Annotated in this window: 17 protein-coding genes and 1 tRNA gene; 8 read left to right on the top strand and 10 right to left on the bottom strand. The window is 26.1% G+C overall.

The features are described from left to right. Positions 1 to 36 precede the first annotated feature (36 nt). From trmD to ICW73_01200, 5 genes are all read right to left on the bottom strand, one after another. The gene (gene trmD, locus ICW73_01220; protein QNS02064.1) at positions 37 to 744 is read right to left on the bottom strand and encodes a tRNA (guanosine(37)-N1)-methyltransferase TrmD; all 708 of its coding nucleotides are present in this window, start codon (positions 742 to 744) and stop codon (positions 37 to 39) included. 73 nt (positions 745 to 817) lie between these two features. Beyond that, positions 818 to 1,345, bottom strand: a complete 528-nt coding sequence (rimM, locus tag ICW73_01215; protein QNS02098.1) for a ribosome maturation factor RimM — start codon at positions 1,343 to 1,345, stop codon at positions 818 to 820. Continuing rightward, positions 1,342 to 1,599, bottom strand: coding sequence for a 30S ribosomal protein S16 (gene rpsP / locus ICW73_01210; GenBank protein ID QNS02063.1), 258 nt, complete (start codon positions 1,597 to 1,599; stop codon positions 1,342 to 1,344). Before rpsP ends, rimM begins: the two co-directional genes overlap by 4 nt. Positions 1,600 to 1,713: 114 nt before the next feature. Next, positions 1,714 to 3,069 (bottom strand): signal recognition particle protein, encoded by a 1,356-nt coding sequence (gene ffh, locus ICW73_01205; protein QNS02062.1) that lies wholly within the window; start codon positions 3,067 to 3,069, stop codon positions 1,714 to 1,716. A 305-nt stretch (positions 3,070 to 3,374) separates the two neighbouring features. After that, entirely contained in the window at positions 3,375 to 4,259 is an 885-nt protein-coding gene (locus ICW73_01200; protein QNS02061.1) for a chorismate mutase, read from the bottom strand. 233 nt (positions 4,260 to 4,492) lie between these two features. Between ICW73_01200 and rplM the strand changes: the two genes are divergently transcribed. Both rplM and rpsI read left to right on the top strand, forming a co-directional pair. Then, on the top strand, positions 4,493 to 4,921 hold the full coding sequence (gene rplM, locus ICW73_01195) for a 50S ribosomal protein L13 (protein ID QNS02060.1): 429 nt from the start codon (positions 4,493 to 4,495) through the stop codon (positions 4,919 to 4,921). A 16-nt stretch (positions 4,922 to 4,937) separates the two neighbouring features. Beyond that, positions 4,938 to 5,324, top strand: a complete 387-nt coding sequence (gene rpsI, locus ICW73_01190; protein ID QNS02059.1) for a 30S ribosomal protein S9 — start codon at positions 4,938 to 4,940, stop codon at positions 5,322 to 5,324. Between the two features lie 37 nt (positions 5,325 to 5,361). Here rpsI and cgtA read toward each other — a convergent pair whose 3' ends face one another. From cgtA to ICW73_01165, 5 genes are all read right to left on the bottom strand, one after another. Continuing rightward, positions 5,362 to 6,384, bottom strand: coding sequence for an Obg family GTPase CgtA (cgtA, locus tag ICW73_01185; protein QNS02058.1), 1,023 nt, complete (start codon positions 6,382 to 6,384; stop codon positions 5,362 to 5,364). 115 nt (positions 6,385 to 6,499) lie between these two features. After that, entirely contained in the window at positions 6,500 to 6,760 is a 261-nt protein-coding gene (gene rpmA, locus ICW73_01180) for a 50S ribosomal protein L27 (protein QNS02057.1), read from the bottom strand. Positions 6,761 to 6,775: 15 nt separating this feature from the next. Continuing rightward, positions 6,776 to 7,090, bottom strand: coding sequence for a 50S ribosomal protein L21 (rplU, locus tag ICW73_01175; protein QNS02056.1), 315 nt, complete (start codon positions 7,088 to 7,090; stop codon positions 6,776 to 6,778). Positions 7,091 to 7,225: 135 nt separating this feature from the next. Continuing rightward, positions 7,226 to 8,479: a UDP-N-acetylglucosamine 1-carboxyvinyltransferase gene (gene murA, locus ICW73_01170; protein ID QNS02055.1), complete on the bottom strand. Its 1,254-nt coding sequence runs from the start codon at positions 8,477 to 8,479 to the stop codon at positions 7,226 to 7,228. A gap of 46 nt (positions 8,480 to 8,525) precedes the next feature. Further along, positions 8,526 to 8,786 carry a BolA/IbaG family iron-sulfur metabolism protein gene (locus ICW73_01165; GenBank protein QNS02054.1) on the bottom strand — a complete coding sequence of 87 codons (261 nt, stop codon included), beginning with the start codon at positions 8,784 to 8,786 and terminating at the stop codon, positions 8,526 to 8,528. Between the two features lie 520 nt (positions 8,787 to 9,306). Between ICW73_01165 and greA the strand changes: the two genes are divergently transcribed. The 6 genes from greA (at position 9,307) to nusA (ending at position 16,286) form a co-directional block, all read left to right on the top strand. Further along, complete coding sequence (gene greA, locus ICW73_01160) at positions 9,307 to 9,786, top strand: transcription elongation factor GreA (GenBank protein QNS02097.1); 480 nt, start codon at positions 9,307 to 9,309, stop codon at positions 9,784 to 9,786. A 101-nt stretch (positions 9,787 to 9,887) separates the two neighbouring features. Next, positions 9,888 to 10,508 (top strand): rRNA methyltransferase, encoded by a 621-nt coding sequence (locus ICW73_01155; GenBank protein ID QNS02053.1) that lies wholly within the window; start codon positions 9,888 to 9,890, stop codon positions 10,506 to 10,508. A 66-nt stretch (positions 10,509 to 10,574) separates the two neighbouring features. After that, positions 10,575 to 12,416 (top strand): ATP-dependent zinc metalloprotease FtsH, encoded by a 1,842-nt coding sequence (gene ftsH, locus ICW73_01150; GenBank protein ID QNS02052.1) that lies wholly within the window; start codon positions 10,575 to 10,577, stop codon positions 12,414 to 12,416. 1,588 nt (positions 12,417 to 14,004) lie between these two features. Beyond that, entirely contained in the window at positions 14,005 to 14,340 is a 336-nt protein-coding gene (locus ICW73_01145) for a preprotein translocase subunit SecG (GenBank protein QNS02051.1), read from the top strand. 50 nt (positions 14,341 to 14,390) lie between these two features. After that, a tRNA-Leu gene (locus ICW73_01140) sits at positions 14,391 to 14,472 on the top strand. A 326-nt stretch (positions 14,473 to 14,798) separates the two neighbouring features. Beyond that, entirely contained in the window at positions 14,799 to 16,286 is a 1,488-nt protein-coding gene (gene nusA / locus ICW73_01135) for a transcription termination/antitermination protein NusA (GenBank protein ID QNS02050.1), read from the top strand. The last annotated feature ends 2 nt before the right edge of the window (positions 16,287 to 16,288 follow it).

Below are 16,288 nucleotides of genomic sequence, written 5' to 3'. Positions count from 1 at the left end.
ATTTACCTTATGAAAATAAATAATATAAAATACATATTATTTTTTCTTAAATTCTCTTTTAAATTCATTTAGTAGTATTTTTTCTTCTGTTTTTAATTTTTTATTTTTTAATAAATCAGGACGTTTTATCCATGTTTTTCCTAGAGATTGTTTTAGTCGCCATAATCGAATTTTGTTATGATGACCAGATAGTAATATTTTTGGAACAGACATTTTTTTTAATATTTTAGGACGTGTATAATTTGGATAATCTAATAAGTTATTTGAAAATGTATCTTCATTTATTGATTGTTGTGTTTTAATTACACCTGGAACGAATCTGGAAACGGCATCAATAATTACCATAGCTGCTAGTTCCCCTCCAGTAATTATGTAATTTCCAATAGACCATTCTTCATGGATTTCATGATCAATGATCCTTTGATCAATTCCTTCATATCGACCACATATAAAAATAATTTTTTTTTTATTAATTAATTCGGGTATTTTGTTTTGTTGAAATTTTATACCTTGAGGTGATAAATAAATAATAGTTGCATTTGGAAACAAAAATTTAGCTTTTTTAATTGAAAAATATAATGGTTCGCAACTCATTAGCATACCAGGTCCTCCTCCATAAGGACGGTCATCTATTGATTTATGCTTATTATTTGAAAAATCCCTAGGATTTAAAAAACTAACATCAATAATTTGATTGTTTATTGCTTTTCCAGTGACTCCATATTTAGTAATTGCATGAAACATGTCTGGAAAAATTGTAATAATTTTAAACCATACAAGAGTTTTTTTGGTTTTTTTTTATTTGTTTGTTCATAATTCAATTCCATTGTACTATGATGATTTTGAAAGTAACATTTATATTTTTTATTATTTTTTTTTTCACAAACGGAATAAGTGTTGTTTCTTTTAGTTTAGATTTTTGATTTTGTATAACAAGAACATCGTTGTTTTTTGTACGAATTAAATTTATTACTACTCCTATATAATGTTCATTAGTATTAAAAACTTTATAACTGATTATATCGTTCCAATAGTATTCTTGTTGTTGTAAAGTTGGTAGATTTGCTCTGTTAATTATGATACTAGCATTAGTAAAGAGATGAATTTTTGAACGATCATCAATATTTTTAACATGAACTATAAAACGATTATTATGTTTTTTCCAGTTATTCACTTGAATATTTGTCCATTGGTTTTTTTTCACAAAAAACCATGGAAGATAATTGAATATTTTTTCTTTTTTTTCTGTGTAAGAAAAAATATTCACCCAACCTAAGATTCCATAAGGTCTACCAACTTTTCCTATTAATACCGTATTAACCGGTTTGCTTATTTTTTTTTTTATAGTCTTTTCTCTTGATAATGTGATATTTTAATTAATTTTTTCACTCTTTCTGACATTTGAGCGCCGTTGTTTTTCCAATATTCAATACGATTTAAGTTCAGTTTTAATGTTTTATCTATTGTTTTTGATATAGGATTAAAATAACCTAAATTTTCAATAAAACGACCATCTCTGGGAAATCGACTATCTGCGGCCACTATTTTATAAAAAGGTCGTTTTTTGGATCCATAGCGTGCTAAGCGAATTTTGACCATATTTTTTCTCTTAAATCATGTTAATTTAAAAAATTAACTTGTAAAATAAATTGAAATCTTGATTATTTAATTTTTTTATTAAACATGTAACATTATTTGAATTGTATAAGCTATTTAAAATTTTTTAGGAAATATATTTTTAATGTTGTTAATAATTTTGCTTATTCCGCCAGATTTAACTTTTTTCATTATTCTTTGCATATTGTCAAAATTTTTTAATAGTTTATTGACATCTTGAATAGTTGTACCAGAACCTGCAGCAATTCTACGTTTTCTTGAACTTTTTATAATTATTGGTTGTATTTTTTCTTTATACGTCATGGAATGTATTATTGCTTCTGTTTTTGCTAATGTTTTTTTATCTGTATTTAATAGTGACATATTTTGAGACAACATATTTTGATGTAAAAATTTATTGATGAAATAACTCAATCCGCTGATTTTTTTTATTTGTTTAATTTGAATTAAAAAATCATTTAAATCAAAATTATGACCCTGTTTTAATTTTGTTGCTAATTTTTTAATTTGCGATGTATCTACTTTTTCTTCAATTTCTTGAATGACAGACACAACATCATGCATACCTAAAATTCTAGTAACTATTTTTTTAGAATTAAATATTTCTAGTTCAGTCATTTTTTCACCGGTCCCAATAAATTTAATTGGTATTCCAGTAATATAACGCATAGATAAGGCAATTCCGCTTCTAGCATCACTATCAGTTTTAGTTAGTATTATACCTGATATCAGTAAGTTTTGATTAAATATTTTTGCCATGTTTATAGAATCTTGACCCATCATTGAATCGACAACTAATAATGTTTCAGCTGGCTTTGATAGATCTTGTATTTGATGTATTTCGTTCATCATTGTTTTATTTATATGTGATCTCCCGGCTGTGTCGATTAACAATGTATCATAAAGATTTTTTTTAGCATGTTGAATTGCAATATTTATTATTTTCAATGGAGTCATACATGTTTGCAATGATAAAAAATCTATTTGGATTGTATGCGCTAATATTTTTAATTGATCAATCGCTGCTGCACGATATATGTCAGTAGAGACTATTAAAATTTTCTTTTTGTGTTTTTTTTTAATCCAGTGTGCTAGTTTTGCTAAACTAGTTGTTTTTCCAACGCCTTGTAAACCGACAAATAATATTATTGTTAGTGATGGTGTTGAAAAATTTAACGTACTATTTTCTTTCCCCATGACATGAATCAATTCGTTTTTGACGATTTTAATGAATTCTTGACCTGGTGTTAAACTTTTATTAATTTCTAGACCAATTGATTTTTTTTTTAAATTATCTATAAATTTTCGTATAACGGATAATGTTACATCTGCTTCTAACAATGATTTTCGTACTTCGCGTATTGTGTCTTTTATATTGTTTTCTGTTAACCTTCCTTTATTAATAATTTTTTTCAAATTTTGCGAAAGACGTTGTGTTAAATTTTCAAACATAGTTATTTACTCGCGTTAAAATAATAATATTTTTATTAACAATATTATTATATTATTTTATATTAAATGGTGAATTGTTTTATATAATATTTTTATATTATTAACAATTTTATGAATATAAATAAAATTAGATAATTTATATATGTGTTTTAACAATTTTTTATATTGATGTGGATAATGTGTTTTTACAAAACAATAATCATTAAAGAGTAACATTAGTATTGAAGATATTTTTTTTAAAATAGTATTATCTTATATTTGACAAGATTAGAGAAAATTATTTTTTAAATATTAATGTAATCAAATTAATTTTTATCATTAACGTTTATAGTGTTACGGTGTATAATCACGAATTTTGTTATATTTGTTGTGTTATTTGTTAAATTTTTGCATAAAATATTCAATCTATAAATTTTACTTCCTATCTTACTTCCTAAAGCGGCATTAGTAATTTCATTATACTTGCAAATTTTTTCCATTGCTGCAGTTGTACTTGTAGTATATCGGATCTGCCATTTTGGAAATTTTTTGATAAAATTGCTGCATTGTAAGAATGGTTGAGGATGGCTATATATTTTTTTTATTTGATTTAGTTCAATTTTTTTGATCGCAAGTAAACAATGATCAATAAAAATATTAATTTCTCCAACAATAAATAAATGTGTTTTTTTTAATAAATTTACAACGTTATGAATTTTACCGGAAGAATTATTGCTGACAGGTAAAATTCCATAATCTGATTGGTTGTTTTCAACAGAAAAAATAACTTCTTCAAACGTTGAACATGGTTTTAGAGCACATTGTATAAAATTTTTTTTTGCATATTTACAAGCAGCTATATGAGAATAAGATCCATTAGGGCCTAAAAAGGAAAATTTGTGAGTAATATATTTTTTTTTATTTAAAAAGATATTTAATAGTTTTTTTTGCATTAATACTGATTCGTTAATTATTAATTGAAATAACTGAATTATGTACTCTTTAGGTAAATCATATTTTTTTCCAAGATCAGTTAATTTAGATAATATTTTTTTTTCGCGTTCAATATCTCTTATTTCTCTTTTATTTTTTATTTTTTCAAATGCAATTTTTAATGATATTTTTTTTCTTTCTGCCAATAATTTAACTATTTTTTTATCGATATTGTTAATTGTATTGCGAAAAATTAATAAAGGATCGTGAGATTTCATTATTTTACCTGTGTAATATATAATTTTTTAATTTATAATATAAATTTTATGTTTTTTAATAAATTTATGTTAATTTTTGTTAGCAACATAAAAAAAAATGAAAAAACATAAATATAGTACTTAAAACTTAATTTTTTAGAATTTGATTGAATCAATAATATTTACTATATCTTATTAAATGTAATCATAGTATTATTTTATAATGTATAATTATATTTTTTAAGAGACTACTTATGAAAACATTTTCGATAAAGTTAAATGATATTAAGAGGAATTGGTATTATATTGATGCAACAAACAAAGTTTTAGGTAGATTAGCAAGCACAATATCTTGTTATCTTAAAGGTAAGCATAAAGTACAATACGCTCCTCACATTGACGTTGGAGATTACATTATTGTTTTAAATGCATCAAAGGTATTAGTTACTGGTAAAAAAAGGATTAAAAAAATTTATTATCATCATACTGGTTATGTTGGAGGAATCAAAGCGTTGCGATTTGAAGAAATCATTTCTCATTATCCAGAAAAAGTTATCCAAATAGCAGTAAAGGGTATGTTGCCTAAGGGTTCTTTAGGTCGAGTTATGTTAAAAAAATTAAAAATTTTTTCAAATGATAATCATAATCATATAGCGCAGTGTCCTCAATTTTTAAATATTTAAAGCGAGGTTTAAAAACATGATTCAAACGTATGGAACTGGACGTAGAAAAAGTTCTTCTGCTAGAGTTTTTTTAAGATCGGGAAATGGACAAATTACTATCAATCAGAGGCCATTAGATGAATATTTTAGTCGCAAAACTGCTTGTATGATTGTACATCAACCGTTAGAATTAGTAAATATGATGAGTAAATTTAATGCTTATATTACAGTTAAAGGGGGGGGTATTTCTGGTCAAGCTGGCGCAATTCGTCAAGGTATTACTCGTGCGTTAATTGAATATGATCAACTGTTACGTTCTGTATTAAGAAAAGCTGGTTTTGTTACACGTGATTCAAGAGAAACTGAACGAAAAAAAGTAGGTTTTCGAAAGTCTAGAAAACGTCCACAGTTTTCTAAACGATAAAATTATTATATATAATTTTTGTTAAGAGCTTGGTTTTTTAATAAACCGAGTTCTTTTGTTTTTTTAAATACGTTTGTATGTCGAAACATAATTTTTTTATTCCTATTTTTCGCATAGCTGAAATAAAGTAATATTTTTTTGTTGTTCCAAATTCGTTGCGTATCATGTTAGTAATATTTTTAATATCTTGTTTTTTTAATAAATCAATTTTATTAAAAATAAACCATATGGGTGTTTTATATAGTTCGATATTGTATTGTTTTAGTTCATTTAAGATAATGAATATGTTATCCATAATATGTGTTTTTTTACGAACGGCAATATCAATAACATGTAGTAAGATTCTGCATCTTTCTAAATGTTGTAAAAATTGAGTACCCAAACCAAATCCATTAGATGCTCCTTTAATAATTCCGGGTATGTCTGCAATAATAAATTTTTCTTGATTAATAACATTTACTGATCCTAATATTGGATTTAATGTCGTAAATGGATAATCTGCAATTTTTGTTTTTGCATTAGACATACTGGTTACTAAAGTCGATTTTCCAGAGTTAGGCATGCCTAAAGTACCTACATCAGCAATTAGTATGAGTATTAATTTTATATCTCTTTTTTCTCCTATAGAGCCCATAGTCATTTTTCTTGGAGTACGATTGATAGAAGATTTAAATCTAGTATTACCGAGTCCATGCCAACCACCTTTGGCGACCAATACTTTTTTTTTATTGTGAATTAAATCACTAATTGTTTCATTTGTTTGATAGTTAATAATTTTAGTTCCTACTGGTACGTTTATTATTAAATCTTCTCCTTTTTTTCCTGATCGATTTTTTCCCATTCCATGCTGTCCATGTGGTGCTTGAAATATTTTTTTAAATCGGAAATCTATAAGTGTGTTTAAATCTTGATTGGCTTGTAACCATATGTTTCCTCCGTCTCCGCCATTTCCCCCATCTGGCCCTCCTTTAGGAACACATTTTTCTCGCCTAAAACTGATACATCCATTCCCGCCGTTTCCTGCAATAACTTGAATTATTATTTGATCAAGAAATTTCATGTTGAATCCATTTATAATATATAATTTGAGAGTCAATATAAAAGTAATAATATATTGTATTTTAAATAAAAAATATAACCCCTTTAAAATAGGGGTGTGTTTTTTTGCAAACATATTAATTTATATGTTTAATATTAATATATGTCTTTTTTTTTAGTCCCTTTTTTTTAAATTCTACTATTCCTGTGATTGTTGAAAAAATTGTATGATCTTTTCCGCATTTTGTATTGTATCCAGGATGGAATTTAGTCCCTCGTTGTTTAACAATGATGCTACCAGATGAAATCAATTGACCACCAAAACATTTTACACCTAGTCTTTGAGCGTGTGAATCTCTTCCATTTCTGGTTGATCCACCGGCTTTTTTATGTGCCATATATTAACCTTTATTTTAAATATTTTTAATATCTGTAATTTTTACATCTGTAAAATATTGACGATGACCTTGTCTTTTTTTATAGTGTTTACGACGGTGAAATTTCACTATTTTAACTTTTTTTGATTTACCCGTTTTTTCAACACATGCTACTATTTTTGCGCCTAGTAATACAGGTGTACCAATTTTAATATTTTTTTCGTCAGCAATCATTAATACTTCATTAAATTCGATTTTTTGTTGTTGTAATATTTTTAATTTTTCTAATCGAACAATATGATTTTTTTTTACTCGATATTGTTTTCCGCCGCTTCTAAAAATTGCATACATAATGCACTCCGATAACTTGTTGTGTTTTAAATGCAGTATTATTTTATATAATATTAAAATCTATTTTTTTATACAAATAGATTAAAAAGTTATGTGTATCACTATTTTTTTATCGAAACTATCAATAAAAATTAGTTATTTAAACATTTTAATATTAGCACCTAATTGATTCAATTTTTTTAGAAATGAATCATAACCTCTAAAAAGATGATAAACATGATTAACAATTGTTGTACCTGATGCGATGCAACCAGCTAATATTAAAGTAGCTGATGCTCTTAAATCTGTTGAATAAACATTTGCTGATACGAGATTAGCAACCCCATGACATATGATAGTATTATCTTTAATATGAATTTTTGCACCCATTTTAATTAATTCGGGAACATATTTAAAACGATTTTCAAATATAGTTTCAGTTATTGTACTTTTTCCTTTAGAAATTGTATTTAACAAAGTAAATTGTGTTTGCATATCAGTTGGCAATCCTGGATAAGGAGCAGTATAAATATTTATGGATTTTGGTTGCTGTTGTGTCATATCTAACTTTATCCAATTTTTTCCGATCGTAATTTTTGATCCTGCTTCTGTTAATTTTAACAGTATACTTTTTAGATATTTTGGTTCAGTGTTATAACAAACAACAGAACCTCTTGATGCGGCTGCAGCAATTAAAAAAGTACCTGTTTCAATTCGATCTGGAATGATTCTATGTTCTCCTCCATGCAATTTAGATACTCCTTTGATAAGTATTTTTTTGCTTCCAGCTCCAGTAATATTAGCTCCTAATTTGTTCAAAAATTGTGCAATATCAATTATTTCTGGTTCTCGTGCAGCGTTTTCAATAATTGTTAATCCTTGAGCTAAAATAGCTGCGCTAAGCACAGTTATAGTTGCTCCTACACTAATTTTTTCCATAAATATATAATTACCTTTCAACTTTCCTGAAATCGAAGCAGTAATACAATGATTTTTTATGACGATTTTCACTCCTAATTTTTTTAATCCGTTTAAATGTAGATTTATTGGTCTATCTCCTATTTTACATCCTCCAGGAAAAAATATTTTTGCTTGACCAAAACGTGCTAAAAGGGGGGATAATATCCAAATTGATGCTCTTATTTTTTTTATTAAATTATGTGGAGGTGTGTAAATGTTTATAGAACTTGTATTAATATATAGTGTTTTTTCGTATTTAATTTTAGCTCCTAAACATATAAGTAATTGTATAGCAACATCAACATCTGTTAATTTCGGAACATTAGTAATTTTTATTGTTTCTCTTGTTAATATACTCATAAATAAAATGGGTAAGGCGGCATTTTTGGATCCAGAAATTACAACATTACCATGTAAAGTTTTATTGCCTTCGACATGTAATTTATTCATGTTTTAATCAATCTCTAATACATATTGATAATAATTTATTACATTATCAGTTTTCAAGATTATTTAAAATATTATTTTTTTTCCATTCGTGACTAGTATAAGTGTAAATTGATATAGCATGAATATATTTTTTTCGAATCATGTCTTGTAAAGGAGTATAGATCATTTTCTGTCTTTCAACTGGTCTAATATTTTTGAATATATCTCCTATAGCGATAATTTTAAAATGATTTTTATCGCCTGAGATATGTACGTTGTCTAGTTTTAATTTCTCAATAAGTAGTAATTTTATTTGCTTTGCATTCATTTCAATACGCTTTTAGTAATATGTTGTCATATTTAAATGTTGAACTGTATTAATAATTAAATAAAAAATAGCATGTATTAATATATTATGATTTTTTTAAAATTTTGATAAATTATTTTTTTTAATTTAAAATAGATAAATTAAGTAAAAACTCTATTTACTTAGAATGATTATAGAAAATATCTTATTAACACAATTGTTTTATGTTAAAAAATAAGAAATTTTTTAGAAAGTATTTTTTTAAATATAAATACATTTTTTAGTAAAAATATTCAGTTATATTTTGCGAACATACTTTTTTTAAATAACATATCTTGTAATTAACTTATAAGATCATATTTATTAATTTTAATAGTAATGCTATTAATTAAAAGTTGCTTAATATTGAATAATATATGTTTATCCTAACTTCTTGTTAAATTTTAACATTCTTTAAAATTTTAAAAAATAGTTTTTTTGATTTTTTTTTACGTTGTATAAAAAACTTATACAAATCACTAAAACATTATGGAGTATATGTATTATGAATTTAATCCCTATGACAGTACGAGGAGTAGAGAAATTGCAAAAAGAACTACAAATTTTAAAAAACATAAAACGTCCACGTATTATTACAGCTATTGCAGAAGCTCGAGAATATGGTGATTTGAAAGAAAATGCAGAATATCATTCAGCTCGTGAAGAACAAGGTTTTTGTGAAGGTCGAATTAAGGAAATTGAAGCAAAATTATCGCATTCTCAAGTAATAGATGTAACAAAATTATCTAATCATGGACGTGTGATTTTTGGATCAACAGTAACTATATTAAATATGAACAATAATACAAAATTTGTTTATCAAATTGTCGGTGATGATGAAGCAGATTTTAAAAAAAATTTAATTTCTATTAATTCCCCAATGGCACGAGGTTTAATAGGAAAAAAAATTAATACTATTGTAACTATATGTACACCAGGTGGTGATGTTGAATATAATATTTTAAGCATTGATCACATATAGTCATTTAATTATGTAAGATATATTTTTTAGATTGAATTTTTAGATAAAATTTTAATAAATTTTTTTATTTTTTTAGTAAACATTTTAATAATAGTGGATATATGATTTTAAAAAGAAAATCAAATAGTTCAAGTCGTTGGTTATTCGAACATTTTCAAGATAAATATGTTCAGGATGCAAAAAAAAATAAAGTACGTTCAAGATCTTGGTTTAAATTAAAAGAGTTAGATGACAGTTATCAATTATTCAGAAATAATATGAATGTTATTGACCTTGGTTCTGCTCCAGGCGGCTGGACACAATATGCACGAAACAAAATTGGTTTAAAAGGGAAAATTTTAGCTTGTGATATTTTACCAATGTTGCCAATTACTGGCGTACATTTTTGTCAAGGTGACATTCGCAATAAAAAAACATTACGTTTTATATTAAATTATTTAAAAAATATAAAAATTCACTTAATTATATCAGATATAGCTCCAAATATCACTGGAAATTCTGCTGTTGATATGCCGCGTATTATCGAGTTATGTAAATCGGTATTAAAAATATCGCGATATATTTTATCCAGAAACGGAAGATTTGTATTAAAATCTTTTCACGGAGAGGGCTTCAATGCATTTTATGAAGAAATTAAAACGTTTTTTTCTAAAGTAAAAATTTGTAAACCTAAATCTTCTCGAGCAAGATCTCGAGAAATATTCATTCTAGCAACCAGATAAATATTTCTTATCTGTGTGGTTTTTTTTAATATAAATATGCAATGAGAGGTTGTTCCCTTGAGTGATATGGTTAAAAACCTGATTTTTTGGTTAGTTATTACAATTGTATTAATGTCAATTTTTCAAAAGTTAAATACAGGTGATGTTAATAGTCATAGAGTTGATTATTCAACTTTTTTATCAGAAGTTAATCAAGATCAGGTCCGTGAAGCATATATTAACGGACGTACAATTAGCGTTATCAAAAAAGACAGTAGTAAATATATTACTTATATTCCTATTAATGATCCAAAATTATTGGATAATCTTATAGTCAAAAACGTTAAAGTTGTTGGTTCTGTTCCTGATGAACCGAATCTTTTTATTTCTGTTTTGATTTCTTGGTTTCCGATGTTATTATTAATTGGCGTGTGGATTTTTTTTATGCGACAAATTCAAATGGGTGGTGGAAAAGGTGCTATGTCATTTGGAAAAAGCAAAGCACGTATGTTGCCAGAAGACCAGATAAAAATTACTTTTGAAGATGTTGCAGGATGTGACGAAGCAAAGGAAGAAGTGAGTGAGTTAGTAGAATATCTTAAAGAACCTAGTCGTTTTCAAAAACTCGGGGGAAAAATACCAAAAGGTATACTTATGGTAGGCCCTCCTGGAACTGGAAAAACGTTGTTAGCAAAAGCTATTGCCGGAGAAGCTAAAGTTCCGTTTTTTACTATTTCTGGTTCAGATTTTGTTGAGATGTTTGTTGGTGTTGGTGCTTCTCGAGTAAGGGATATGTTCGAACATTCTAGAAAATCGGCTCCGTGTATAATATTTATTGATGAAATTGATGCTGTTGGTCGTCAACGAGGCGCTGGATTAGGTGGTGGTCATGATGAACGAGAACAAACTCTCAATCAAATGTTAGTTGAAATGGATGGATTTGATGGTAATGAAGGAATTATATTAATAGCTGCAACAAATAGACCAGATGTATTAGATCCTGCGTTATTACGACCTGGGCGTTTTGATCGTCAGGTAATTGTAGCTCTTCCAGATATTAGAGGAAGAGAACAAATTTTAAAAGTACACATGCGAAAAGTTCCCCTATCCAAAGATGTTGAACCTATGACTATTGCGCGGAGTACACCTGGATTTTCAGGCGCTGATTTAGCTAATTTAGTAAATGAAGCGGCTTTGTTTTCTGCTCGAATGAATAACACAGTAGTGTCTATGTCGGAATTTGAACGAGCAAAAGATAAAATGATGATGGGTACTGAACGAAAATCTATGGTTATGAGTGAGTTTCAAAAAGAATCTACTGCATATCATGAGTCTGGTCATGTTATTGTAGGACGATTGGTACCTGAACATGATCCAGCACATAAAGTGACTATTATTCCACGAGGTCGAGCGTTAGGTGTTACATTTTTTTTACCTGAATCGGATGTACTTAGCGTGAATCGTCAAAAACTAGAAAGTCAAATATCTACTTTATATGGTGGTCGTTTAGCAGAGGAAATTATTTATGGTGTTAAAAAAGTTTCTACTGGAGCTTGTAATGATATTAAAATAGCTACAAATTTAGCTCGAAATATGGTTACACAATGGGGATTTTCAGAAAAATTAGGTCCATTGTTGTATGCTGAAGAAGAAGGAGAAATATTTTTAGGACGTTCTGTAGCAAAAGCACAGCATATGTCAGATGAAACAGCTAGAATTATTGATGAAGAGGTAAAAATTTTAATTGATCGAAACTATAATCGAGCAAGGAATATTTTAAACGAAAATATTGATATATTACATGCTATGAAAAACGCATTGATTAAATATGAAACTATTGATGCATATCAAATTGATGATTTAATGTCAAGACGCGAAGTACGTGCTCCAAAAGGATGGGCAAGCATAAATAAAAAAGATAATTCTTAGAGAACATATCTTAGCAATGCATGATGACTATTTTAAGATTTCTAACATAAAACATATAGTATTATTTCAATATAAAATTGTTAGTTTGATTACTTTCTTATTATTATTGTTTTTTATTAAAATCGTCTTAAAGATAAGATGAAGTTATAAATAAATTATTGCTTCATCTTATTTTATAACAAATTCACTGAAAATGTATATTTAATATTTTTTTAAACGGATTTTATAAATATAAAGTATACATTTCTTATGATTCAAAAATAATCTTGACAACGCATTTAAAATATTTAAAAACGATAGTGCTTATAAAAAAGTAGAATATGTTTTGTAGAATCAAATCTTTTTACAGTTCAGATGAAAAATTATTATATAAAAAGTAAAAATATTTATTTTTTATAAAATATACATAAACTTAGGTTCAAATTTTAATCTGAATTAGGATTGGGTCTTTTAGTAATAAAAAGCATCAATTTCATTAATTTAAAAAAAATAAAATTACTATTTTTTAAAACACAAAAAAATGTGTTCATGTTTTTTAAAGACTTTTTTGAAATGTTTGGATTGATTGTAATGTATGATTATATTAGTTTTGACTAATATTTCTGCATATCATGTTATACTCAATATTGCATTATGTTCAAAATTAAATAGATTTTTATTTCTATTTTTTCAGTGTTATGACATTAATAAAAACTTCATTATAAATAAAATTTTATAATTAAAAGTTGTTACTTCAAAAAACATATATTGACGTAGTGTGTATAGGAACAGTATTAAGTAATTATAGCAAATTATTTAGAAAATACGAAAGATACAGATTAGTCAATTTATATTGTCTTTTAGGGATTGAAAAAATAAATTCAATAGTATTATTGCAGTATTATTACGATCAAGACAGATATGGTATTAGATTTTAAAAAACTAGAAATGTTATTTTATTGAATACATATAATTAATATGTTTATAAAAATGTCAAATAATGAATCTTAAAGTTTTAAAAAATTTAATTATATTTATTTAAGTATAAAAATATAAATAGAAACAGAATTATAACTAGATTGCAGGGATGTTATCAATCATAGAAAATATAATATATGTTTATATAATTTACGCAATGATATTCAGTTTTTAAATTTTTTAAAATGTTTTTTAAAAAACACATATAATATTTATAAAAGAGAAAATATAATTTTATATTTTATAAAATACGGATGATGTTTATGCTAATGATTATACATTTTTTTAAATATCAAGAATAAAATTTTGTATTTTTATAATAAAAAAATTGTTCCGTATTTTTTAATTTGTACATGATATTAAAAATTATATTAAAAAATTGTAATTGTAGTGTTTATAAATGTTATAATTGTTATTAAATCTTGTATTGTATACATAATATATAATATGTTGATCACGTAATGTATTGAATTAAAAATTAATTAAATATTTTCGTAATATTTAATAAATTTTATATTTTATAGATTATTCATCATTTTTAAAATATATAAATTTTTATAAAATGTGATGTTTTGTTTAATTTTTTAGATTTTTTAAAAAATATTATTTTTTATAGAAAGGATTAGTATTTATGTATTTTTTTGTTTTATTTTGTTTTGTTTGTACTTCAGTTATGTTGATTTTATCAATTTTTTTGCATTTAGGACAAGGATTGAACAGTACGATGTATTCCAACATTAAAAATCATGCTAAATTATTTAATAGCCTGAATTCAAATAATTTTATGTTCAATACTGTTAGAATTTTAGCTTTTTTATTTTTTTTTATAGGTATTATTTTGTGTAATATTAACAATCAAGAACAAGATTCAGATTTTTTTTGGAAAAATAGCAATACACAAAAAATAAAAAATGACAATACATCTTTTTTAGATAAATCAATGGTATATAAAGATATACCTAGTTAATTTTTTTGAATATGATGAATAATTTTTATTGATATAATATGAAATTTTTTACCGAGGTGGTGGAATTGGCAGACACGCTATCTTGAGGGGATAGTGCTGTAAAGCGTATGGGTTCAAATCCCATTCTCGGTAAGTATATTGATTATATATTGTATACAATCGAATATATTTTTTTGAAAAATATTAAATATTTTTTTATAAAAATATCTTTTTATTAATTTTTAAATGTTTTAACGTAACCATAATTTAAAAAACCCCGAATTATCGGGGTTTTTTATTAGTATATTTAGAATATATTAGATTTTTGATTTATTTTTATTTTGTGTGTTAAATATGATTTTTACTAATATAAATTTAGTAAATTTGTTATTTAATTATTTTATAACATTATTATATTTAATCTCATAAATATGGGTCGTATTGTTTTATTTTTAAATTTTTATTTAAGGTTTACTAAGATGAATAAAGAAATTTTAGCTGTTGTAGAAGCGGTATCTAATGAAAAATCATTACCGCGAGAGAAAATATTTGAAGCATTAGAAATTGCATTAGCTACAGCAACTAAAAAAAAATACGAGCAAGAAATTGAGGTTAGAGTCAGTATTAATCGAAAAACTGGACATTTTACTACATTTCGACGTTGGATGGTAGTCAACGTAGTCACACAACCAACTAGAGAAATTACATTAGAAGCTGCATGTTTTGAAGGAGCATCAATATGTGTGAATGATTATGTAGAAGACAAAATAGAATCCGTTAGTTTTGATAGAATTACAACACAAACTGCAAAACAAGTGATTGTGCAAAAAGTTCGAGAAGCGGAACGAGCTATGTTAGTCGATCAATTTAAAAAATATTTAGGTCAAATTATTACTGGAATAGTAAAAAAAATTAATCGTGATAATTTAACATTAGACTTAGGAAATAACGCAGAAGCATTAATTTTGCGTGAAGGAATGCTCCCCCGAGAAAATTTTCGACCTGGAGATCGTATTCGAGGTGTTTTATATGGTGTTTACCCCGAATCAAAGGGTACGCAATTGTTTATCAGTCGTTCTAAAATCGAAATGCTTATTGAATTATTTCGTATTGAGGTCCCTGAAATTGGCGAAGAGGTAATTGAAATAAAATCTGCAGCACGTGATCCCGGTTCTCGTGCAAAAATTGCTGTTAGAACACATGATAAACGTATTGATCCAGTAGGAGCGTGTGTAGGTATGCGAGGAGCAAGAGTACAAGCGGTTTCTACGGAGTTATGTGGAGAGAAAATTGATATTATTTTATGGGATGATAATCCTGCTCAATTTGTTATTAATGCTATGGCTCCAGCCGATGTAGTTTCTATCGTTGTTGATGAGGATCATCATACTATGGATATTGCTGTAGAGCCAGGCAATTTAGCGCAGGCTATTGGTAGAAATGGTCAAAATGTTCGTTTAGCTTCGCAAATTAGTGGTTGGGAATTAAACGTTATGACTACGGAAGATATGAAAGATAAATATAAAAAAGAAGCATATATGGCATTCAATACATTTAAAAAATATTTGAATATTAATGATAATATTATTAACGTTTTGGTAAAAGCAGGTTTTTCTTCTCTTGAAGAATTAGTTTATATTCCGTTTAATGAGTTATTAGAAATTGAACATTTAAGTGTAAAGGATGCTGAATTAGTACGAAAAACAGCTAAAAATGCATTGGTATTGAAAGAATTAAACGAAAAGAACGATATTAATGATAAAAAAATTGAAAAAAGATTATTAAATATCAATGGTATGAATGAAGAGTTAGCTTCTAAATTGGCGAAAAAAAATATTTTTACCTTGGAAAAATTAGCAGAGCAAGGGATAGACGATTTAGTTGACATTGAAAACTTAAGTTCAAAACAAGCTGGATTATTGATTATGACTGCTCGTAATATTTGTTGGTTTGAAAAAAAAACTTAAAC

This window comes from Buchnera aphidicola (Pentalonia nigronervosa), assembly GCA_014622685.1.
Classification (GTDB): domain Bacteria; phylum Pseudomonadota; class Gammaproteobacteria; order Enterobacterales; family Enterobacteriaceae; genus Buchnera; species Buchnera aphidicola_BD.
This window is presented reverse-complemented; position numbering and strand designations above follow the sequence as displayed.